Raw genomic sequence first — 19,989 nt, 5'->3', positions numbered from 1 at the left:
ACAACATGACAGTACCGCAGATCGATCGTCCCGACCCGGAGTACTGCGATGAGGGCATTTTCGGCGCCTTAGACAAATGGCCCGATTGGGCTCACAAATACGAGCATGATCTGGGCGCTTACCTCCACGGCCATCCGGAGGTCAGAAACGCAGCCCAAAAGACACTCGTGCGGCTGCACGAAGTGCTTGCCAAGGACTATCAACTTCAGAAGCAGCGCGACCCAAGCGACAAGCGCGCACCAACCTTTGACGAGGCGATGGACATGACCGCGTGCGCCTTCTTCATGGATGAGCCGGAGAGTGCGGGACAGTTAGGAAATAGGCCGGAACTTATCAGCTACCTGAAGTCCAGCAAGGCTAATACCAGGGAAATTATGACTGCGATCTTCAACGCAGCCTACTTTCGCGCGCGCGTGCACTCTCGCAGCAAAAATAAAGATGAATTCGAAGATATTTCACTAAAGAAGACAATTCATCGAATGTACTTCAAAGAAGACGGCATAACTCGGGAGGTAACCGCTGAGAAGCTGAAACTAAATGCTCGCCACCTCCGTCACTTCACAGATTATCTTAAGAGCCTGAAACACGAGGACGTGCTTAACGTAGTCGACATGACCTCATACTCTGGCCTCGTCCACAAAATGCAGTATGGGCTGTCCCAATGGGCCCGAGGTCCGCAAACCAGCGAAGTCGCCGCTATGCGGGCCAGTCAACTAGCTCAAATCGACATGCCGTTGAGTAAAGAAGAATATGCATTCCACGCACAAGGGGCGCCCGATGTAATCACGCTGCACGACTTCACGACGGAAGATCGCGCTATCGGCAATGTCCCAACAACTCCCGAAGGGATTGTTAAGCTCAGGGAAATGCAGGATGCAGAGCCCGGGCTCATCGATGTCCAGCCAAGTTACACATTCCACGACGGAACCCTAAAGGTCACCAAGTATACAGTCGTAAAGGCCGACCTGGGAACTGCCACCGCGCAAGAGTTGTCGGATGGGCGCGTCGAAGAAGTAGTGGAATACCCACTGAAGTGGAAAACGGGCGCCGCCTATCACAAGGTGTCGCAGGGGAGCCCCTGGTCAATACGCACCCGCATGCATATGGGGTACCCGTTGGTCGCGGGAACATCAGGAACGGCTGCGCGGATGTTCTCATGCTTCGCTTGGCTCTCCGTACCAGAGTGCAAACCAGAGCATTTTCTCTACGCACTCATGGCATGGATGATTCCCCCGAAAGACCACTCTCTGCATGAAATACTTCATGCGGCTCGCATAACACTCGGAGTTGACCGGAGCCCTGAGGAACGGCTATTTTGCGCCGCTCAGCATAAGCCACTCGATGAGCTCACCGGCATAATCAAAAATAATGCACGGGTCGCATACAAGAAAATCGAGGACTTCATCTCAGAAGATCTCGGTACCCACGTGTACGACGCTGAGCCGACAGCTCCAGAGCTCCCGTTGCCGCAAGCGCCAGGAAACCCGGAAGAAACCGTAAAGGCTTACGAAGAGCAATTTGATAATCATAGCCTCGTCGAATACCCTCCCGATAGAGATGGAAAAGGAGAGCCTATAGAAGAGTGGCATGGATTGCTGGCATCCTTAGCCGATATGATCGCAAGATTTGCTGTGGAAGGCGCCGAAAATGCCTGCCAGCCAGAAGCAACAATTGTGCGAGATTGGCTGAATGAGCTGGACAAGCCGGAAGGGCTTCTCGAGCTAGGGGTTAAGCGTGGCCACATTTTAGCAATCCGATGTTACACAAGTGGGGCATATAAGATGATTAACCCCGTCATCAGGAGGGGAGAGAGGATGACACAGAATGAATTAAGAAAATACGCTTGGGAGATGACGGAAAGTTACTTGCGTGACCTGCAGGAGAAACCAGAAGAGGAAAACTCGCACTGGCCGGCAGGATGCATAAAGGCTACATTCGAATGCTGGCAAGCGGAGCACTATTGCAAATCTGTGCGCTTAGGGCTCTGCTCTAAAAGCCTAGCGGAGGAATCAATACAGGCACTAAAAAGGTCGCTATCGGGTATTGACTGGCCCAAAACCCATGCCGAGATGTATTTGCATCACCGGGTTGCCTACTGGGGCCTGCATCATCTTCCGCTTTGCGGCGACTCCTTCGCGTATCGTGGGGTTCGCTACGTCCGAGGGGCGAGCAGTTGGCTCTCGGATCAAATGTTCAGGAATATTGAGTTGACAACTAGTGCGTTGACCAGTTGCTCGGAGTCTAGAACGGTGACTGAGGAATTTGCCCTGCGGTATATTAAGTGGCCGTCCATGCCGGGTATGGTGGAGCTTCATCAGAGCCATGGAAGGAAGATATGGGGATTGAGCTACTATCCGGGCGAGAAGGAGGTTGTGGTCCTTCCTGGGGTGAAATTTAAGCGGACGGGAGATGTTTCTGATTGGGGAATCCCTTATAATGTCCCCCCGGAAGAACAACACACGAAAGCAAAATTTGTCGCTCTTAGCGAACAGGACGCACCGAAGACGGCGAAGGTGACGATTTCCCTGACTGGCCCGTCGAATGCTACTGCAGGGGATAGGGTCGATTTAGAAGCTGTCGTGAGTAACGCAGGTCCGGATGATTTTGGGGTGGAGATCGTGACCCAATTCCCGGACAAGTTTGAGCGAATCGAGATTGCCGACAGTGGTTTTGCAGAGGACGGCCTTAACCGCTGCAGGCCCGTGGTGGTGAAGGCGGGTGAATCTGAGAAGGTCAGCATCTCCGCCACTATTAAGGCCGGTACTCGCGCCGGCCGGGTTTCGGCATCCTGCTTGATCCGCACGCCTGACTCAAAGGATCACAACACCGCCGCCCAGGAGGAACAGCGAGCTCAAAAAGCCATCGAGGTGATGCCTCCGTCGACGAAACTATCCATTGTTTCCTTCGACGGCCCCGGCGTGGCCAGGGCGGGCGACCCGGTTACCTACACCGTTAAGGTCGAGAACGATGGCCACGACGACCCCCAGGCCGTCGTCAAACTTGTCGTGGGCGCCGGGCTCCACGACGCCGCCATCACAGGCTTCAAGGGCACTTCAGGCGTCGTAGAAGGCTCGGTCTCCATTGCGGACCATGTGCTCACGCAGTCCGTGAACTTGCCTAACGGGTCTTCCGCTTCCTTTTCCATCGTGGGCACTGTTGCCTCAGACGCTACGGAAGGAACCGTTCTCAAGCACACGGCCGAAGTCAACGCCGGGCCGGGAGTCACTAACACGGCCAGAGCCGAGGAGCGAAGGAAGGCTGCCACCACCACGGTGGAGCGGGCTGCACCACCGCCTCCCCTCTCGAGAACGTCGCGTCCATCAGCATAAGGAGGACGGCCTCCGAGGTGGGAGTCGTACTACGAGACCGACCGAGCGACGCGGAGCGGGCTCTGGTCCGGGCGTCGATGCCGATGCCGGCGTGGATGGAGTCTAGAGGCCGCCGTCCGGAGGAGTATTGCCACCGCGAAATGATCGATGCGGTGCGCTATATGGTCGACAGTGGCGGGAAGTGGATGGCCATGCCACGGGATTATCCCTGGTGGCGGGCGGTGTACGACTTCTTTTGCCGACGGCGCGCGCATGGTAACGATCCACACCAAGATCCTGTCATGTCCTCCGCAGGCAACTCGATAGCTCCCAGGCTCACCGGGATGAGGAATGATTCATAGTCCTGACGACTCCAAGAATCAGCAGTTCACAGGTATGTGACGAACCTTCGCCGCGCAATTTCACGAGTAACGAGGCTCCGATGATCACAGGGCTGGAGCGTTCTCGCTCGTCGAGATGAGCAGTTGCGGCTGGTTGATCTCGGTTCCGGACGATGGACCCGGTGGATGTATAGAGGACGCGACCTCCGATGATCAAGGTGCCTGAAGCCGTTGATCGTTCGGGGGTCGCGCCCCTATCGCGGACGTCCCGGACGTGGAGCCGTGGGAGTTGGCGCGTCGGGCAGACGTGCTCGATACGCTGCCCGATCCGCGACGTCGGCAAGGACGCCGCTACCGGCTCGGCGTGCTGCTGTCCTTATGTACGCTCGCGGTGCTCGGCGGTGCGCCCAGCCTGATCGCGATCGCCCGGTCCACCGCCGGTCTGCGGCCGGAAACCCGCTCCCGCCTGGGCCTGGGTGCGAGCGCCCCCCCCGCGCCTGCACGTGGGGACGGCTGCTGGCGCGGATCGAAGCCGACGCCCTGGACCAGCTCTTCGGCGCCTGGCTGGCCGGGCACCTCGGACCCGCCCACGAGCTGCGGGCCCTGGCCGTGGACGGCAAGTCCCTGCGCGGCTCGCGCACCGCCGCCTACACCGCAATTCACCTGCTCGCGGCCGTCATCCACGGTGAGCGCATGGTGATCGCCTAGCGGCAGGTCGACGTCAAGAGCAACGAAATCACCGCGTTCCAGCCCCTGCTCGCCCCGCTGGACCTGACCGGCACCGTGGTCACGTTCGACGCGCTGCTGACACAGACCGACCACGCCCGCTTCCTCGTCGAGGACAAGAACGCCCACTACACCGCCGTGGTCAAAGGCAACCACCCCATCCTGCAAAGCCGAGCCGAAGAACCTGCCCTGGCGGGACATCCGGCTGCTGGACAAGACCCGCACCAGCGGCCACGGCCGGGACGAGATCCGTCGGCTCAAAGCCGCCACTGTCCACCACCTCGCCTTCCCGCAGGCCGTGCAGGCCCTGCAGATTATGCCCGCCGCCGCGATGTCCGCACCCAGAAGGTGACCCTCGAACGCGTCTACGCGGTCACCAGCCTGAACGCCGAACAGGCCGGCGCGGACCAACTCGCCGCCACTGTGCGCGGACACTGGCAGGCCGAAGCCCTGCACCACGTCAGGGACACCGCCTTTCGCGAGGACGCCTGCCGCGTCCGCACCGGAAATGCACCCCGAGGCCCTGGCCATACTCCGCAACCTCGCAATCTCCCTGGCCCACCTCGTCGGCTGGAACAACCACGCCGAAGCCACCGATCACTACCAGTCACACCCCGAGCACGCACTCGACCTCATCACGCCCACCAGCTGAGAAAGATCGTTCCCTGCCGATGATCAAGGGGACGTACCAAGTCGCCCGATCACCGGATCCTCGATGTGCCGTCGGTCTGCCCCCGTCTGTCTGGTGAAGTCGCCTCGCGTCAGTATCGTGAACGTCCGGGCTGGGCCGCACGGTTGAGCACCCTGCCCGATGTGCGTTATCGGCGCGGACGGCGGGATCCCCTTGGTTCGGTCCTGCTGACCGCCGCCTGCGCGGTCCTGGCCGCAATCCGTTCCTATCTGGCCATCGGGCAGGGGGCCCGCCACGCGCCCCAGGACACCCTCGCCCGCCCGGGGTTTCGTGCCCGCGGGCCACTCGGCGTGCGCCGCCCGGCCTCGTTTTCCGCCCTGCGCCGGGCGCTGGTGGAGTATGCCCGGTGCCCTCTCCGACCCGCTCGGCCACGGCCTCACCGGCATGCAGGCGGTCGCGGTGGACGGCAAGAGCGCCCGCGGATCGCGCACCGATAGCGCACCCGCCGCCCACCTGCTGCCCGCCGTCACGGCCGCAGGCCACATCGTCAGCCAGCTTATGAATCAGTCCTGTCACCCGGATGCCCCGCTGACGGCGCACACTCCCCGGTACAAGCGGTATCACTATGTGTGCGACGGTCATCGCCTAAATCAAGGGCGGGAAGTTTGAGCGAGTGGCGAAGCGGAAGACGCAACGGGCTTAAAACCCGCCGCCCTCTTCGGGGCATGTGGGTTGGACTGCCACCTCGCTTACCTCAACCGCTCATCGCCGGCCCCTTTCATGAGCGGAGCTGTACAAGCGGCCTCAAGGCACCCGGGCAACTGACTTCCCGGTTTCCCGGGACTTCCGGATCGCTCCCGCCCGGAACCCGGCGTCGTACTTCTTGTGTATCTCTGCCCTCAAACTTCCTCACGGCATGCATCTGCGAGGGGAGGTACATGCGGGTCATCCAGCGCCGCTCCAGGGGCCTCGGCGGCTTCGTCACCGAGACCGGGCTCGCGCTGGAGCCTCCGTAGCCCCGCCCTTTCAACCTCGCTGTCCGGTCGTGGGGCGAGCCGAGGAGGCAGCGGATGTTCCACGGGCGTCCAAAGGAACCGGCAAGCACCTGGATCGGGCATAGAGGTCACCGCACCGCAGGCGCGCCAGGGCCGGTCGGCCCCACAGGCAGCCGCCGACGGGTTCCGATCCCGCACCGCCGGGTGCATCAGCCGCCCGACCAGGAACCCCAGGCAAGGTACGGCTGGACAGATCGATCGACGACGGAGACAAACACACCGAGCTCCTGCCGAACATGCTGATCTTGGTCGATGACCCGTCTACCAGAAGCTTCGTCACGTTCCGGAGCCGACCAACTGACGGACCACACCATCAGGCTAGAAAAGACCCAAGGCTTCGACTTCATGCGGGAGGCGCTCTACATGGTCAGGGTTCCTGTTTTTCCTATTCGGCGACGGTCACCATTCCCGTCCACAGTGTATCGCATGGATGCTCGGAGCCCGAGTGATGTGTTCCGTGATGGATTCAGTTCATGGGGGAGACTCTTCGACATCGTTCGGCATATTTCCAATGAGGGTGCCTGTTCGCTGGATCCGGCCACCGGATTTATCTCCGTGGCGGAGGATCTGCCCGGGGCGGTAGACATTCTCCTTCGCTGGACGGAGCACGTGCCGGTCAGCGGCCACACCGATGTGGGGGAAGAGATCTTCTCTCGTGCGGACGCTCAGCATGCCGGGTTGGTGAACGGGATGATCGCGAAGCTTCCCCCGGGTGTGTCGGGCACCACCCGGTCGCTGATCGAGAGCGAGAAGGAGCAGCTGCGATCGATCAAGGCGAGCCGCTCCGACGTGGACGGCTGGTATGAGATCTGGGTCTATTCAATTGAGGGGTCCAGGTATTTAATCAACTGTGCTGAGCAGTTGCGCGATGACCGTGGTTTATTCGCTAGCGATGCTGACCCTGCGAGGTGTCGGTTCGTCACGGCAAAGGCACGCGCACGCGCGGCACGCGGGGGGCTATGGGCGGCTCCGTTGCAAATACCGGGAAGCATGGTCCGGGCGGCGTGCCGAGCTCGGTTCGCCTTCGTGCACAGCGAAGATTCACGGCAGCGCTTTGAGGTGAAGGTGGCCTATGACGAGGGTGAGGTGCAGAAGAATCCGGTCTCCGGACCGGTTTTCAATCCGTTCACCGATAAGAGTTACGACGGCCTGCTCTCCTACCTGCTGCCGCCGTCGGAAGAAGGCCCGGGTGGATCCGACTACCAGCCTCCGTCGGGGTGGACCGGGGAGAGCGAGTACTGGGACGGCGCGACCGTGAGACAACCCGGCTATCCCGGAGGGAGACCCGACGATGGCGACATGAAGTCATTCGTACCGGCACAGGAGATGACATGGTAGCCGCCGACAGTACAAGTAAAGTCGTACTGTTCCCCGAGGTGAACTCCGTGTTCATGGCAGTGGACAACCCGGAGACTGGATCGGCAACGACGATTCTCGTCGATAGCGGACTTCCTGACTTTCATCCTTTTGAAGACCACAGAGAGGTGGCCGGCAAATTTTCTAGCCAGCTGTTGCGGCACAACCCCAATAAAGGCACCATGGGCTGCACGATCGACTACATCTTCTTGACCGGGCCCGCCCAGCGGTGCAGCGGCCTGCTCGGTGAGATCGCCCACAACTTCAGCTACGGGACTGTCTACATCGCCGGCGAGATGGATGCGTACCCGGAGAAGACGCGACGCTGGCTCGACCTTCAGATGCCCACCAGGCTGCGCCCGCTGGAACGCAACGCGTACAACCTGGATGCCGACCGGTACTTTTTGGGCCGTGATCAGAACAACGAGGAGCGAGTCAACGGGACACGGATCAATGTGTTTGCAGCCAACTTCACCCGTACTCCAGAACTGCAGGGGCTCTCGCTGGCTTTGACCAGCGGCAGCGTCCAGGTTGTTGTGCTCGGCGGGTTTACCAGCGCCGGGCTGGCCGCGCTCAAGAACGAAACCCTACGTGTCCCGGAGGGCCAGCGGTTGTTCGATCGCGGTCTGACCACGCGCATCGTCATCGGTACGCCGTTGCCCGAGCCTGGAGCGAGCAGCACCTCGCCCTTCGATAGTTGGCCCTTTACAACGGAGACCCTGCATGGCGAGGGTACCGGCTTTGGCCCCTGGGTCCGCGCGGCCGACCTGGTGTCCGTCAATGCCATGGGCTTAGCGCAAAGGCCCGGAACCATGGGGATGGTGACGCTGCGTCGCCAGCCCAATGTCCCGGACGCCGTTGAGGCGAGCAGGGTGGCCGCACGCACTGTCGATATCCCGAGCCTGTGACATGGAAGGTGGGCCATGCTGATCTCCTCCGGCGACCTGCATCGACTGCTGGACACGGTGACCGAGGACGGCGACTGGGTACTGCGGCGCACCGACCTGGTGACCAGCGATCAGATCAGATATTTTTTCGATGAGTACCTGCCTGACCCGGACGTGCTCACCATCGCAGGAGCGAGGGCGCAGCGGTCGGCCGCAACCGTGACCGGCACGCTCGCTTTGCCCGGCTACGATGTGCCTCAATCGGCCACGGTGGCCTTTCAGCATGACGACGCCCCTCCGGGGCCGGGCAAGGCTGTCACTCAGCTCGAGCTGCGCGTCACGCTCGACGCCGCCGCGGTGCGCTGCGGCCATCTGCGTCTGGGGCTCGACTGGCATGAGGCGCTGAAGCTGACCCGTCCCGTCCTCGTCCTGCGGATCACCGACCTGGACGGCACGGCAGCGGTGACGACCGGGGCCCACGTGGAGCTGACCCATGTCGACAAGCCGGAGGTCACGTTCGAGATACGGGCGAGTGACGACGGGCTGTACGCGCGGGAGGTCGTGGCAACGCTGAACCACAAGCTGTCCGACCTGGCCGGACTGAAAGACCTCCTCCCCGACCTGGGCACCCCAAAGATCGACATTCCGGCCGAGATGGCCCAGGCCGTAGAATCCGTAGTGTCCACCCTTGGCGGATTGACCCTGGCCGAGGTCGGCCTCCGCCTCGACCCAGTTACCAGGGTGCCGTCCGGAATCTGGGCCCGCGTGAAGATCACCGATCGAGTGCAGAGCGATATCGGCAGTCTCGGCCTTACGCTGCAGGATGTTGAGTTTGTTCCGGTCTTGGCGTTCGGCAGTGGCCTGACGGCCACTCTGCAGGCACGCTGCCTCCTGGAGGAGGTCACGCTCGCTGCCTCCGTTGCGGTGCCCAGCCTGGACTTCCGTGCCACTTTGGACACCCCGCTGACCACAGTCAGTGACGCGCTGGCGAACCGGCTGGCTGGATTGGATCTCCAGCCGACTGGCATCGGCAGCGTCAGTGCGAATGGGAACCTCCGTGACAAGCACTGCACGATCGCGTTCGCGATCAGAGGAGCCGACGTCCCGATCACCACCAACATCAAACTGAGCAGCCCGAGCCTGCTGATGGGCGTTGGCCCGGGTGGCTTCGCCATCGACGTCCGTGGCTTCTTCCTCCTTGGCACCGCGGAGCATCGCGCGCCGTTTCGAGCAGCGAAACATCCCCACGGGGGCTGGACACTCGATGCTGGGGTCGACGCACCCGAACTGACCATGACGGAGGTCGCCAGCATCTTCGTGCCGGAGGAAGAGGTCCCCGATTGGCTCGACGATGTCACTGTGCGGTCCTTCCAGGTGCACCTGGAAAAGTCAGCTGGCTCAAGTGCGACCGGCACAGTGCGCATCGATGTGGCGGCGCGGATGGGCGGCCTGGACGTCGACGCCGTCCTGACCGTCACCCTGGGTACGACGCGCAGCCTGGCTACCAAGCTGGTCCTCACGCTGCCCCCTGGCGCCGGCACCAGGTCGATGGTCTTCGACATCAACGCCCAGGACAATCCGGAGCGGAACCTGCGGACGATCTCCGGGACATGGACGGCCGACCCACCGGTCGAAGCCGCCGAGGTGATCCGCCTTGTCACAGCCAATGATCAGTTTGAGCTGCCAGCCGAGCTGAACCCGTCGCTGCACCAGGTGAGCCTGACCCACCAGAAGAACACCAAGGACAACGCCACGTTGACATTCCTTACGGCTCGAGCGGACGCGGCACAACTCACAATCGCAGCCCTTTAAGCAACGAGGTGGGTGTCCCATGGTTTACGTCACCGAGATAATTCTTCAGCCACTGACCGATGCCGGGCCGACGGAGCAGGCCGGCGACCCGGAGGTCGGAAAGCAGGAACTGATCGCCTGCAACTACGACTGGAACACCGCGAAGAAAAAGTACGCCACCGACACCAAATTCACCGCCTTCCACATGCGCTCAGTGGGCGCTTTCCGCGAGCAAGAGGTCGTCCAGCGTCTCGAAGATCTGAGGCAGCGCTACCATGCTGGCGGCGCAAAGGTGAAATTCCTGGTCTGCGGCAGCGACAACCTCACCTCTGACTTCGACGTCACTGTTGGCGCCATGAGCGGCGACGTACGCCAGATCGACGTCGACCTCGTCAACAGATTCAACGAAGAGTTCTTGTCATCCACCGGATTCGGTGGGAATCCGTCAGGGGTGGTGTTCGACACCAACTTGTACGTCGGCGAATACCTTCCGGTCCGCGAAAGCCTGGCGACGAAGGGACTGCTGCACAGCGCCAATGCCGGCATCGCCGACCAGGTTCGGCGCACGTACCTCGCCTCCCAGGCGAAACAGACCAGCGACAAGCTGACCGATCTACAGGAGACCGGCTTTCAGCCCGACTTCTTCTGGGGCGGCATGTCGCAGGCCGACTTCCGGCCGACGAGCCCAGACGCCTGGAACGTGGCGATCCGCGCACAGGACATCTTCGCCTTCACTAAACTCCGGCGCTATGCCGACGCCGTACAGTGGGACTGCTACCGGCAGGAGTTGCGGGAGAGGCTGGGCTCTGGCCCGCTGTTAGAGGATCTCGAACGCCGCCTAGACACGGCCGATGCGCTAGTTAACAGGTTCGCCAGCGAAGTGCTGACCGGTTTGGGCCAAGCGCTCCGGGCTAACGAGACCACCGATTCGCTGCTCATCAAGGTCGATGTCGCCGACACGCGTGACGCTTCACGCGTGATGAATGTGCGGAACGCTCTGTATACGCGCTATACGCTGTCGGCCAGGAGGAAACTCAGAACCTACCGAAACGCCAATCCCGGAGAGCTTAACCTCGACAACCAGGCACAGTTCGACGCCTACATGGAAGCGATGGGCGAGTTCTGTCTCGCCTTGATGTTCGCTATGGAAGCGTACCATTCTGGCAGCGCGATCTTTGACGTCGTCGGCGTACAGCAGGCTAGACTGCACGAGCCGGAAGAAATGCACCGCGATGAATTCTTGGTCACCTTCACCGAACAGCTAGGCGACTTCCTCAAAGATATGCGCCACTATCGCAATTCGGCAGGAAATGCGTATATTCAATCATCGAAGTACGTGCAACGAATGTGTCGAGCGGCCCAATGGGCGCTGCGTAAAACGGGGAATCTTGACTTCGATATGAAGGAGGGGCTCTGTGTGCTTGGCGAACTGACCGGGCCGGAGTCGGACCTGATTCAGATGAGAAAGCCTGCACCGAAATTCGACGGGCGAGACTGGAGTCAAAAGAGGCGTGAAGATCACGCGGTAGAGTTGGTGAGAGCGAAACTCGAATTGAATAATCCAGACGCCTATGCGAGATGGGTGATCAAGCTAAACGCTCGCTTGAATTCCGCCTGCCGCAAGGTTCCGATCCCTCGCAGTCATAGGGTTTAGGCGGCCCGGTCGGGTCGGACGCGGGTGCCGATCTCTTTGAGTGGGGCCCAGAAACTCTCCGCGGCGGCATTGTCGAAGCAAGATCCCGTGTGTCCGCAGTTTCACCGGAGCCCAAACTCGCTTATTGCACAGCAGAATTAACTGCTCGTGTAATCGCTGTCGCGATCCGAAGGCGCTGTGCAGCCCGGCCCCGGCCCGCGACCGTCCTCAGCGCATCGGCGACCAGGTCGGTGTGATGGTGATCGGCCAGCGAGTAGCCGACGGCCTCGCAAGTGGCCAGGTCGAGCCGACAGGCGAGGTGGGGCCAGCCCTCGGACGTGGGCAGAGCGGTGATGTCGCCGACCAGTTTCGTGGCGGGTATCCCCAGGGCGGCTTCAAGTTCCCTGCGCAAACTCGTCAAGACCTCCGGGCACTTCCCGTCCGACGACGCGGCACTGAAGATGCTCAACCTCGGCATCCGCAACATCGAGGGCCGGCACATCGACGGCGACGGAAGGGGCCCCTTTCCGGCCGCGTCCGCGGCACCGGAACCCTCGGCCGTACCGGGGGTTCCGCTATCCGGCGGAGGTGATCGCGCACGCCGTCTGGCTGTATTTCCGCTTCCCCCTCTCCTTCCGCGAGGTGGAGGAGCTGCTGTTCGAACGCGGGGTCACGGTGTCGTACGAGACGGTGCGGCAGTGGACCCGGAATTTCGGGCAAACGTACGCCAACGGACTGCGCGCCCGGAGGGTATACACCAGAGTGTTGTGAGTAGGGGATGATTGCTCCTCTTGCGTCCGGTTCCTGCCCTGAACGGAAAGTGACACACCGTGATATTGAGGCAGGACGACGAGATGCACCGCGCCGAGGCTGTGGAGCGGGTGCTGTCGCCGGAGGCGATCGATGCGCTGATCGCGGATGCGAAGGACTCCAGGATTCCTCTGGATGGCCGGGACGGGCTGTTGCAGCAGATGATGAAGTAGGTCATCGAGCGGGCGCTGCAGGCCGAGCTGAGCGAGCATCTCGGCTACGAGGCCGGGGATCCGGCCGGACGGGGCAGCGGTAACAACCGGAACGGCTCGTATCCGAAGACAGTAACCACCACGGCCGGCCCGGTCGAGCTGGAGGTGCCCCACGGCCGCAAGGGCGAGTACGAGCCGCGGATCGTGCCCAAGGGCACCCGGCGGCTGGGCCAGGTCGACGAGATGATCCTGTCGCTGCATGCACGCGGCATGACGACCCGTGGCATCACCGCCCACCGGCCGAGGTCTACGGCGCGGAGGTGTCCCCGGACCTCATCTCGAAGGTGACCGACGTGATCGCGGACGAGGTGGCCAGCTGGCAGAACCGGCCGCGCTTCCGCGGGCGTGACTGCCATGCGGTGATCTCGCCGCTGACCGCGCCGGTCACCTTCGAGATGAGGTCCGGGGAGACCTCGGTGTCGTACACCTTCGCCAGATACGAGCGGATGTCGCAGACCGTCATGCCGCAGGCGTAGCGCGCCAGGACCTGCTCGTCGAAGCCCGACAGGCGACGGGCGTCCTTCGGGGCGATCCGCGGTTCGAAGGCGCCGTTGCGGTCCCGGGGCACCTCGACCTCGACCGATCCGACGTCGGTCAGGACGGTCTTCGCCGAGGTGCCGAAGCCCCTATGTTGTGTCAAGCGGTCGGAGTGTTGCGGCTGTTGCCGCTGTTCCTGCCCGCCGCATCGTGCTTGTCATAGCCGACGTGGTCGGTGATCTCGCCCTCCAGGGCGGACTCCAGCACCCACTTCGTCAGCTGCTGCAGCAGCCCGCCTTCGACGGCCAGCGGAGCCCCTGTGGCGTCGGCAGAGTCCATAAGCTGCTCTACCAGGGCGTTCACCGGCTTGGCCGGGACCTGCCCGGCGGCCTGGGACGACGCCTCGGATGTGTGGAGCTCAGTCACACGATCTTGCCTTCCGACCGGCGGAGCCACCCGGCGCCGCCAGAAACATCAGATCACGGACTTATGCGACTTATAGGACATGCCTCCGAAGCTCGACGATCTTACGAATAACCGCCTCAGACCCACGCTTGGAAGGTAGGACAGGCTCAGACAAGGATGGTGGCAGTCGTGGCGAGGAACAGGCACACGGTGAGGTTGAGGACGCGGTGTGTCCAGAAGATGGCGATGAATTCTCTGATGGTGGCGGACGGCCAGAAGTAGCGGGCGGTGGGTGAGCCGAGGACTTGCGCGTCGAGTTGGAGGGTGCGGGCCGTCATGGCGGCGCGGAAGGCGTGGAAGTTGTTGGTGACGACGACGCACCGGTAATCAGGGGTGCAGGTGTCCATGATGGCGTGGCTGTTGGCGAGGTTCTCGGTGGTGGTCCGGGAGTGGGGTTCTGTATGGATGTGTTCCTCGGAAACGCCTTGGTCACGGAGCCAGGCGGCCATGGCATGGGCTTCAGGCAGCTTTTCGTCGGGGCCCTGGCCACCGGAGGTGAGGAGGGTCGGGGCGGGCCCGCCGCGCTCGATCTGGGCGCGGTGGATCTGGAGTGCTCTGTCGAGTCGGGATGCGAGCAGGGGCGGTACGCGGTGTCCGTCGATGAGCCCGGAACCGAGGACGACGATGTAGTCCACGTTGCCGCGTACGGCGATGCGCCCGTAGAGAAAGGCGTAGCCGAGGAAACTCAGGAAGATGAAGGAGATGTAGCCGCCGACCATCAGCAGGGCCGCGCCTGCTCGCTGTCCGGTGGCGCTGGTGCCGCCGAGCAGGACGGCGAGGAGTACGAAGGTGCTGGCGATGGCCAGCCCGGCGAGCAGGGATAGAAGGTTGCCGGGGCGTCGTCCCTCCTTGCGGATCATGGTGGTCCCGTTGGCGATCAGGAAGGCGCTCAGCAAGAGGCAGCCCGCCACGGGCACCAGCAGGGTGAGCGCGAGGAGCCACTCGGCTACGGGCTCCGGCACATGAGTGAGGGTGCTGAACAGGGCAAGGAGGAGGCAGACGAGGGTGATGCCGAGCAGGACGGCGTTGCGGAACTGCCGCCGGTCCTGGCGGACGCTCAGCAGGAAGACCAGGAAGAATGCGCAGGAGACGGCGTAGAGCGTGATGCTGTTCAAGGGTCGGTTTCCTCGCGGTCAGCTGGCGGCGTCGTCGGCTGGGGGCGGCGGGAAGTGCGGAGAGCCTCGGGCTCGGAGGGGGCAGCCGACGACAATGCCGCTGGAGGGGGGCGTGGGAGAGTGTTTGCCGGACCGCGCGCCCCAGGCAAGATCCGATCGGGATGTCCTAGGGGGCCGTGCGTGCGTCGTCTTGGTTTAGCCAGGCGATGAGTGTCGTGCCGTCGAGGTAGGCGTAGTAGCCGCCGTCGCACCGGGCTGTGGCCTTACCGGCTGCGTCGTCGGGGAACCAGTCGGACTTCACGTCAGGGACGGGCGCGGTGGCGGAGGATTTGAGGGCTGTGCAGGTGGTCGGCAGTGAGGCGGACGGAAGAACCGCCTTGAGCATTCGTTCGTCATCGGTGGTCTTCCAGTTCCACTTGACGTTTGTGGCGTCGTCGGGCAGCCAGCGCGGCAGGGTATGGCGTGTTTCCTTGGCTTCCTTGCCGGTGGGGAAGGCGTCGGCCTTGGCGTGTCGCCCGTCGAGCAGCTTGTCCGAGAGTAGAAGGGCCACTGCCGTGGCCGCGGTCAGAACGATGAGGGTGCCGAGGCTGAGGACGACGACGCGGGTGCGCTTGGCCATGGGGCGGTGACTGCCTTCCGGTGTTGATGGGATGCCGTGTGTGCGAGGTACGTGTGTGCGAGGTGCGTGGGGGCCGGTGTCAGGGGCCGGGGCGGGCCAGGTAGTCCAGACGCCGTTGCCTGGTGGCCGGATCGTGGGTATTGCTGAGCAGCGCAGGGAAGCCGTGGGCGGTGACGGGACGGCGGCGTCGCCTGCGGGACGGGCGTTGCCGTGCAGACTCGCCGCGTACCGGACTGCCGGTCCGCCACTCATACGGCCCGGGTTCCCGCCGCCCGACACGCCGCGCCTGCTCGGCGGTGCACGAGGACCACAGCGCCCGATGGTCCGTCGCGGATTGCGCCCGTCGGCCCCTGGCGTCGGAGCAGGCAGGCAGAGCCACCAGCGCGATGAGGGCCGTAGCGGCTGAGACGACGGCGGGCTTGTGGTCCACAGCATCTCCCTGCGTAATGGGCATTAGTCTTCCTCCATCCTTACCCCTCGGCCCCGTGAATGCGTCACTCCCACGATCTATGCCTATATACCCCTTAAGTCGTACATGAGCTGTCACTGTCGCCATCAGGAGGTAGGGGCACTCCCGGATGCCAAGCCGCCTGGAGGATGGGCAGGGACGGTTCAGGTCGTAGCCGTCCAGGTGTTGCCCACCTCCGTCAAAGCGGTGTGACAGCCCCGTTTGGGGCGGAACCCGCAGGGCGGGTCGGAGAACTGCGGCTCGAAGTATGACTCCAGAAGGAGACGCATCACCTCGCCGCCGACGAGCTTGGCCGACAGGTCGGCATGGTGGGGTTCATGCTGAGCTGTCCCCCGGAGTGACTCTGCTGGTCTATTCACGGTCGGTCTGGCGTGATCGTTGTCCGGGTGGGACCGTGAGAGCGGGGTGACGTTCGCGGGGAGCAGGTGGGGTGATCCGTGACGTCGTTGTGGGCCAGGCCCAGGTATGGGGTTCCGGTGTTGACGGAGCGGGTCGCGCGGCAGGGACTCTGGTGTGCAATTACGGAGTGTGAGGGAGTGGTGCTGTGCCGTCAGGGGCCCGGCCTCGTGCCCTGCACGCAACGACGTGCGGCAGCGTCGCCGGTGACGGAGTGCAGATCCGGCGAATTATGCACCAGAGGCCAGGGCGACTCTGGTGCGTAATTCGGCTGGTCAGGGGGTCAGCCGGTGTAGAGGCGTATGAGTCGGGTGCGCGTTTGGGGCAGCGCGCCTGGAGCAGATTGGCGACGTCCAGGGCCTGGTTGATCGTCCCCTCGATGTCGGCGCGCAGGGCGTGCTTGCGCTCCCAGTCGGGGGTGTGCTGGGTGGCCCGGGCGGTGCGCAGGGTGGCGTGGAGGGCGGGGGTCGGGGTGGATCGACAGGCTGCGGAAGCCCCGCTTGGCGGTGGTGCACTGGGCGCGTACCGGGCAGGGCCGGCAGTCGGCGCGGGCGAATTCCACGACGATGGCGTCCTGGCCGTGCTGTCGGCAGGGATACCAGCCGCTGTTGGTCTTGCCCTACGGACAGGGGGCCTGGCGGGCGGTCCAGTCGATGCGGAAGGCGTCGTGGCGGAAACCGGCGGGGGCGGGGGTGCTGCCCTGCGGCAGTGGAGTGATCATGGTGGTGCCGTGGGCGGCGGCGTCCGCCACGATGCGGCTGCTGGGGTAGCCGGCGTCGAGGTAGTGCTCGGCCGGGGCGAGGCCGCGGGCTGTCAAGCGACGTCCGCTCCCGGCGGTGGCGGTCAGGTCGGGCGCGGCGGCGTGGGTAGTGTGCACATCGGTGATCAGGTTGGGGCCTGGAGGCGGGTCGGCAGTGCTGTCGTGGGGCCGACAGGTTTCAGTGAGGTGTGCGGTGTAGCCGAGCCAGAACACGTCGCGACCCCTCGTGCTGCCCGTGGCTGCCCCAGCGGGCATCGGTGTCGTAGGGGAGGCCAGGCGTAACGCACCGGGCGGGACGCCGTCGGGTTCCTCCCGCAGCCGCAGTACCGGACGCCCGCCCGCGTCCATCGCCATCGGCCACGGCCGTCTGCACCAGCATCTGGCGCAGCAGTTCGACGTGCTCGATCTCGCGCACCCATATCGGGGCCCGATCCTCCCAGGCTGCGGAGCAGATCGCGTAGGCGTCGGCGGCGAACACCGCGCCGAGCCGCTCCCGCTTGGTCTTGGCCGACGGGATCTGCCAGCTGTTGATCCTGGGCCCGTAGCGTTCGGCCCACCCGCCCAGCACTACCGTCGGGAAGGACTCCGCCAGCCAGCCAGGGCTGCTGTGGCCAGGGCCTCCAGCGCCGCGCGGACGCTCTCGCCCAGCAACTCCAGCCGGCTCAGCTCCCGAACCGCGCTGATCACCTGGGTCGAGTCGGTACGTTGTGCGCCACCGGCGGCCACCAGGCCCTCCTGCTGGCAGTAGTGCAACAGACGGTCGAACAGCAGCCGCTCCCAGCCATGCTCCACCAGCCGCTCCCGGAAGCGCGCGAGGCCGTGTGGTCGAAGCCGGGCTCGGTCAGCTCTCGGCCGAGCGTGTACTTCCAGTGGATCGCCCGTGCGGCCCTCACTGCGGCCTGCCGGTCGGTGAGGTTCTCCGCGAACTGCAACACCGTCACCAGCGACAACGCTCCCGGAGGCAGTCCCGGTCGCCCCCGGGAGCCATATCCCGTGGCAAACGGCTCGTCGGTGAACAGCTCTGCAAGCCGATCCCGCACCCGCATCGCCAGCATCCCCTCGGGGAACACCGCACGCGCCGCCCGCACCGTCTCCACCGGGATCTCCGGCAGGCCACCCGCCTGCAACGACATGCCCAACTCCTCGGCCTACACGACTCGTTACCGCAAGCGTGCCGGAGAAGAAGAGATCACCAGGCCGAATTACGCACCAGAGTCCAGGGCTGTTCCAAAGCCTTGGTAGGTGGGTGAAGGTGCTGGTCACGGGGTGGTGACGATGTCGGTGGGTGCCGCCACGAACAGATCGAGGCTCCCGTAGTGGACGGATGACCTTGCCCGTCACCGTTCAGAACCGGAGCCTCGATGTGCCGCCAGCCTGCCACCGTCTGTCTCGTCAAGTCGCCGTCGCTGGCAGGGTGTCCGGGACTCTCTTTGGCGGAGCGGCTGGTCAGGCTGCCCGACCCGCGCCAGGGCGTCGCCCAGGCCTCATCGGGGAACGCGGAGACGCTGCTGATTGACGCCATAACTTGTCTACGGTGTGACCGATGCCCTCTATGCCGGTCACACCATGCACGGGTCAGGGATTGAGGTCGATCACCCGGACCGGCTTGCCCTCCCACTCTTGGGGGGTCGTGGTGGCGACGTACGCACCGGAGGGCCTGTCGGGAGTGGGCTGGGCCGCGTACAGGGTGTGGGCGGGACCCCAGGTCGACGCGTCGGCGACGACCAGCGCGGCAGGCAGGTCGAGGTTCAGGACGGTTACGCCTGGCAGCTGGGCGATGTGTACCGCGGTGCCCGGGCGGGCTCGGTCGGCTTCGACGAGCGCGCACGTGGTGGTGTAGAGATGCCAGCCGGGGTCGGTGTGGGCGCGGTGGATGAGCCGGGAGGTGAGCAGGTTGCCGCCGATGGCGGCCAGGCCGGTGGTGTCGAGGACGACGTGGACGGGCTCGGGCACGATCAGGCGGCCTTCGCGGCGTTCAGGCGGCGGTCAAGCTCAGCATCCAACTCGGCGGCCTCTGCTTCCGTGGGGTTGTAGCCGGTCCACTCGTGCAGGACTGCACGGGCCTTCTCGGCCCGCTCGGCGCGCTCCTGCGGGGTGAGGACGGTCTCGGCGAGGCGGGCGAGGTAGGCGCGCAGGGACAGGCCTTCAGCCTCCGCTACAGCGGCGAGGCGGTCGCGGGCCTCGGCAGGGATACGGACGTTGGCGTCGGACATAGTGGCACTCCTTTCCATCTCCCCAGGGTACCCGTACGGGTACGGGTACGTACCCGTACCGACGCACCGTCCTGGGGCCCGTCCAGCCCCCGGCCGCTCATGGAGCCCGACAGAGCGCCATGAGCCAACCTGCACACCCGCCGCAGGAACTCGCCGATCTGCTCGCACAACGGCTCCAGGGCCTCGGTCGCCTCCAGGGCGGACAGGTACGCGGGGGCGACTTCCAGAATCAAAGTCCCCGTATGGCCCAAGGTCAGCCAGACGCGGGCGGCGCGCGCGGCACGGACCCGCCCAGCGAGCAGCGCCACCGTGCGCCGGACCTCGTCCATAGCCTCCCGCAGTCGGCCGTCACCTCGCGGGCCTGGTCCACGGTCAGCACCGCGCGCGCCACCCCGGCGGCCCCGCCCTGCCCCTGGCCCCGGCCCTGGCCCCGGTCCTGGTGGTCGTGCTTGCCCATAGCAGGCATCATCCCGCGCCACCACCAGAGCCCGAGCAGGCCCGGCCGGGTGGCCGGTAGGGTGGCGGAGGCTCGGGGCGGGTGGTCGGCGTGTGGCCGGTGACGGAACGTTCGTCCCGAGTCCTCTACGCACCGTCCCGGCCGACTGCGAAACCGTTCCACCTCCTACTCGTTGAAACCGGTGCTTCCTATAGGGAAGGCGCCTGGGGCCCCACACACCCTGCTCCCACCCCGCCGTGGGGACCCGTCCGTGCCCCCGGGCACGGCG

The 19,989-nt window shown here is 64.2% G+C and carries 19 protein-coding genes, 1 tRNA gene and 5 pseudogenes; 13 read left to right on the top strand and 12 right to left on the bottom strand.

All coding sequences use genetic code 11. From position 1 onward, the window contains the following. Positions 1–5 precede the first annotated feature (5 nt). The 13 genes and pseudogenes from AB8O64_RS35585 to AB8O64_RS35525 form a co-directional block, all read left to right on the top strand. Complete coding sequence (locus AB8O64_RS35585) at positions 6–3,329, top strand: hypothetical protein (RefSeq protein ID WP_370424113.1); 3,324 nt, start codon at positions 6–8, stop codon at positions 3,327–3,329. Between the two features lie 17 nt (positions 3,330–3,346). After that, entirely contained in the window at positions 3,347–3,670 is a 324-nt protein-coding gene (locus AB8O64_RS35580; RefSeq protein WP_370424112.1) for a transposase, read from the top strand. 253 nt (positions 3,671–3,923) lie between these two features. Further along, positions 3,924–4,349, top strand: coding sequence for a transposase family protein (locus tag AB8O64_RS35575; protein WP_370424111.1), 426 nt, complete (start codon positions 3,924–3,926; stop codon positions 4,347–4,349). An 83-nt stretch (positions 4,350–4,432) separates the two neighbouring features. Continuing rightward, a pseudogene (locus AB8O64_RS35570) lies at positions 4,433–4,828 on the top strand (ISAs1 family transposase); the annotation flags it as partial. A 55-nt stretch (positions 4,829–4,883) separates the two neighbouring features. Then, on the top strand, positions 4,884–5,027 hold the full coding sequence (locus AB8O64_RS35565) for a hypothetical protein (protein WP_370424392.1): 144 nt from the start codon (positions 4,884–4,886) through the stop codon (positions 5,025–5,027). Positions 5,028–5,405: 378 nt separating this feature from the next. Then, positions 5,406–5,675 carry a hypothetical protein gene (locus AB8O64_RS35560; protein WP_370424110.1) on the top strand — a complete coding sequence of 90 codons (270 nt, stop codon included), beginning with the start codon at positions 5,406–5,408 and terminating at the stop codon, positions 5,673–5,675. Then, positions 5,674–5,758, top strand: a tRNA-Leu gene (locus AB8O64_RS35555). The genes AB8O64_RS35560 and AB8O64_RS35555 overlap by 2 nt, the downstream gene beginning before the upstream one ends. Positions 5,759–6,313: 555 nt before the next feature. Next, positions 6,314–7,399: a hypothetical protein gene (locus AB8O64_RS35550; RefSeq protein ID WP_370424109.1), complete on the top strand. Its 1,086-nt coding sequence runs from the start codon at positions 6,314–6,316 to the stop codon at positions 7,397–7,399. Continuing rightward, positions 7,393–8,325, top strand: coding sequence for a hypothetical protein (locus AB8O64_RS35545; RefSeq protein ID WP_370424108.1), 933 nt, complete (start codon positions 7,393–7,395; stop codon positions 8,323–8,325). Before AB8O64_RS35550 ends, AB8O64_RS35545 begins: the two co-directional genes overlap by 7 nt. 15 nt (positions 8,326–8,340) lie before the next feature. Then, positions 8,341–10,116 (top strand): hypothetical protein, encoded by a 1,776-nt coding sequence (locus AB8O64_RS35540; RefSeq protein WP_370424107.1) that lies wholly within the window; start codon positions 8,341–8,343, stop codon positions 10,114–10,116. Between the two features lie 19 nt (positions 10,117–10,135). Next, positions 10,136–11,749 (top strand): hypothetical protein, encoded by a 1,614-nt coding sequence (locus AB8O64_RS35535; RefSeq protein WP_370424106.1) that lies wholly within the window; start codon positions 10,136–10,138, stop codon positions 11,747–11,749. Positions 11,750–12,316: 567 nt separating this feature from the next. After that, positions 12,317–12,478 (top strand): annotated as a pseudogene (locus tag AB8O64_RS35530) (IS6 family transposase); the annotation flags it as partial. A 104-nt stretch (positions 12,479–12,582) separates the two neighbouring features. Next, a pseudogene (locus AB8O64_RS35525) lies at positions 12,583–13,082 on the top strand (transposase); the annotation flags it as partial. Here AB8O64_RS35525 and AB8O64_RS35520 read toward each other — a convergent pair. The 12 genes and pseudogenes from AB8O64_RS35520 to AB8O64_RS35465 form a co-directional block, all read right to left on the bottom strand. Next, positions 12,998–13,390 carry a transposase gene (locus AB8O64_RS35520; RefSeq protein ID WP_370424105.1) on the bottom strand — a complete coding sequence of 131 codons (393 nt, stop codon included), beginning with the start codon at positions 13,388–13,390 and terminating at the stop codon, positions 12,998–13,000. The pseudogene AB8O64_RS35525 and the gene AB8O64_RS35520 overlap by 85 nt on opposite strands. Continuing rightward, the gene (locus AB8O64_RS35515) at positions 13,387–13,653 is read right to left on the bottom strand and encodes a transposase (protein ID WP_370424104.1); all 267 of its coding nucleotides are present in this window, start codon (positions 13,651–13,653) and stop codon (positions 13,387–13,389) included. The genes AB8O64_RS35520 and AB8O64_RS35515 overlap by 4 nt, the downstream gene beginning before the upstream one ends. A gap of 146 nt (positions 13,654–13,799) precedes the next feature. Continuing rightward, positions 13,800–14,807, bottom strand: coding sequence for a YdcF family protein (locus AB8O64_RS35510; protein WP_370424103.1), 1,008 nt, complete (start codon positions 14,805–14,807; stop codon positions 13,800–13,802). A 166-nt stretch (positions 14,808–14,973) separates the two neighbouring features. Continuing rightward, a complete protein-coding gene (locus AB8O64_RS35505) occupies positions 14,974–15,426 on the bottom strand; it encodes a hypothetical protein (protein ID WP_370424102.1) in 453 nt (150 codons plus the stop codon). A 615-nt stretch (positions 15,427–16,041) separates the two neighbouring features. Next, positions 16,042–16,191 (bottom strand): annotated as a pseudogene (locus AB8O64_RS35500) (RNA-directed DNA polymerase); the annotation flags it as partial. A gap of 383 nt (positions 16,192–16,574) precedes the next feature. Beyond that, positions 16,575–16,868: pseudogene (locus tag AB8O64_RS35495) on the bottom strand (hypothetical protein); the annotation flags it as partial. A 42-nt stretch (positions 16,869–16,910) separates the two neighbouring features. Then, entirely contained in the window at positions 16,911–17,168 is a 258-nt protein-coding gene (locus AB8O64_RS35490) for a hypothetical protein (protein WP_370424101.1), read from the bottom strand. Between the two features lie 450 nt (positions 17,169–17,618). Beyond that, a complete protein-coding gene (locus tag AB8O64_RS35485; protein WP_370424391.1) occupies positions 17,619–17,843 on the bottom strand; it encodes a hypothetical protein in 225 nt (74 codons plus the stop codon). After that, positions 17,735–18,097 (bottom strand): transposase, encoded by a 363-nt coding sequence (locus tag AB8O64_RS35480; RefSeq protein ID WP_370424373.1) that lies wholly within the window; start codon positions 18,095–18,097, stop codon positions 17,735–17,737. Before AB8O64_RS35480 ends, AB8O64_RS35485 begins: the two co-directional genes overlap by 109 nt. Positions 18,098–18,626: 529 nt before the next feature. Continuing rightward, positions 18,627–19,004, bottom strand: coding sequence for a hypothetical protein (locus AB8O64_RS35475; RefSeq protein ID WP_370424100.1), 378 nt, complete (start codon positions 19,002–19,004; stop codon positions 18,627–18,629). A gap of 2 nt (positions 19,005–19,006) precedes the next feature. After that, positions 19,007–19,264, bottom strand: coding sequence for a hypothetical protein (locus AB8O64_RS35470; protein WP_370424099.1), 258 nt, complete (start codon positions 19,262–19,264; stop codon positions 19,007–19,009). Between the two features lie 253 nt (positions 19,265–19,517). Continuing rightward, positions 19,518–19,721 carry a hypothetical protein gene (locus tag AB8O64_RS35465; protein WP_370424098.1) on the bottom strand — a complete coding sequence of 68 codons (204 nt, stop codon included), beginning with the start codon at positions 19,719–19,721 and terminating at the stop codon, positions 19,518–19,520. Between the last annotated feature and the right edge of the window lie 268 nt (positions 19,722–19,989).

Origin of the sequence: Streptomyces sp. QH1-20, assembly GCF_041283565.1 — a bacterium.
GTDB classification, from domain to species: domain Bacteria; phylum Actinomycetota; class Actinomycetes; order Streptomycetales; family Streptomycetaceae; genus Streptomyces; species Streptomyces syringius.
Note: the sequence above shows the minus strand (reverse complement) of the source record. Positions and strands in the feature narration are given on the sequence as shown.

What these genes read in the sequence shown, in the direction of transcription:
- AB8O64_RS35540 (WP_370424107.1), top strand. Translation starts at nt 8,341, where the DNA reads ATGCTGATCTCCTCCGGCGACCTGCATCGACTGCTGGACACGGTGACC.
- AB8O64_RS35550 (WP_370424109.1), top strand. Translation starts at nt 6,314, where the DNA reads ATGACCCGTCTACCAGAAGCTTCGTCACGTTCCGGAGCCGACCAACTG.
- AB8O64_RS35545 (WP_370424108.1), top strand. Translation starts at nt 7,393, where the DNA reads ATGGTAGCCGCCGACAGTACAAGTAAAGTCGTACTGTTCCCCGAGGTG.
- AB8O64_RS35465 (WP_370424098.1), bottom strand. Translation starts at nt 19,721, where the DNA reads ATGGGCAAGCACGACCACCAGGACCGGGGCCAGGGCCGGGGCCAGGGG.
- AB8O64_RS35565 (WP_370424392.1), top strand. Translation starts at nt 4,884, where the DNA reads ATGCACCCCGAGGCCCTGGCCATACTCCGCAACCTCGCAATCTCCCTG.
- AB8O64_RS35505 (WP_370424102.1), bottom strand. Translation starts at nt 15,426, where the DNA reads ATGGCCAAGCGCACCCGCGTCGTCGTCCTCAGCCTCGGCACCCTCATC.
- AB8O64_RS35535 (WP_370424106.1), top strand. Translation starts at nt 10,136, where the DNA reads ATGGTTTACGTCACCGAGATAATTCTTCAGCCACTGACCGATGCCGGG.
- AB8O64_RS35470 (WP_370424099.1), bottom strand. Translation starts at nt 19,264, where the DNA reads ATGTCCGACGCCAACGTCCGTATCCCTGCCGAGGCCCGCGACCGCCTC.
- AB8O64_RS35585 (WP_370424113.1), top strand. Translation starts at nt 6, where the DNA reads ATGACAGTACCGCAGATCGATCGTCCCGACCCGGAGTACTGCGATGAG.
- AB8O64_RS35560 (WP_370424110.1), top strand. Translation starts at nt 5,406, where the DNA reads ATGCCCGGTGCCCTCTCCGACCCGCTCGGCCACGGCCTCACCGGCATG.
- AB8O64_RS35480 (WP_370424373.1), bottom strand. Translation starts at nt 18,097, where the DNA reads ATGCGGGTGCGGGATCGGCTTGCAGAGCTGTTCACCGACGAGCCGTTT.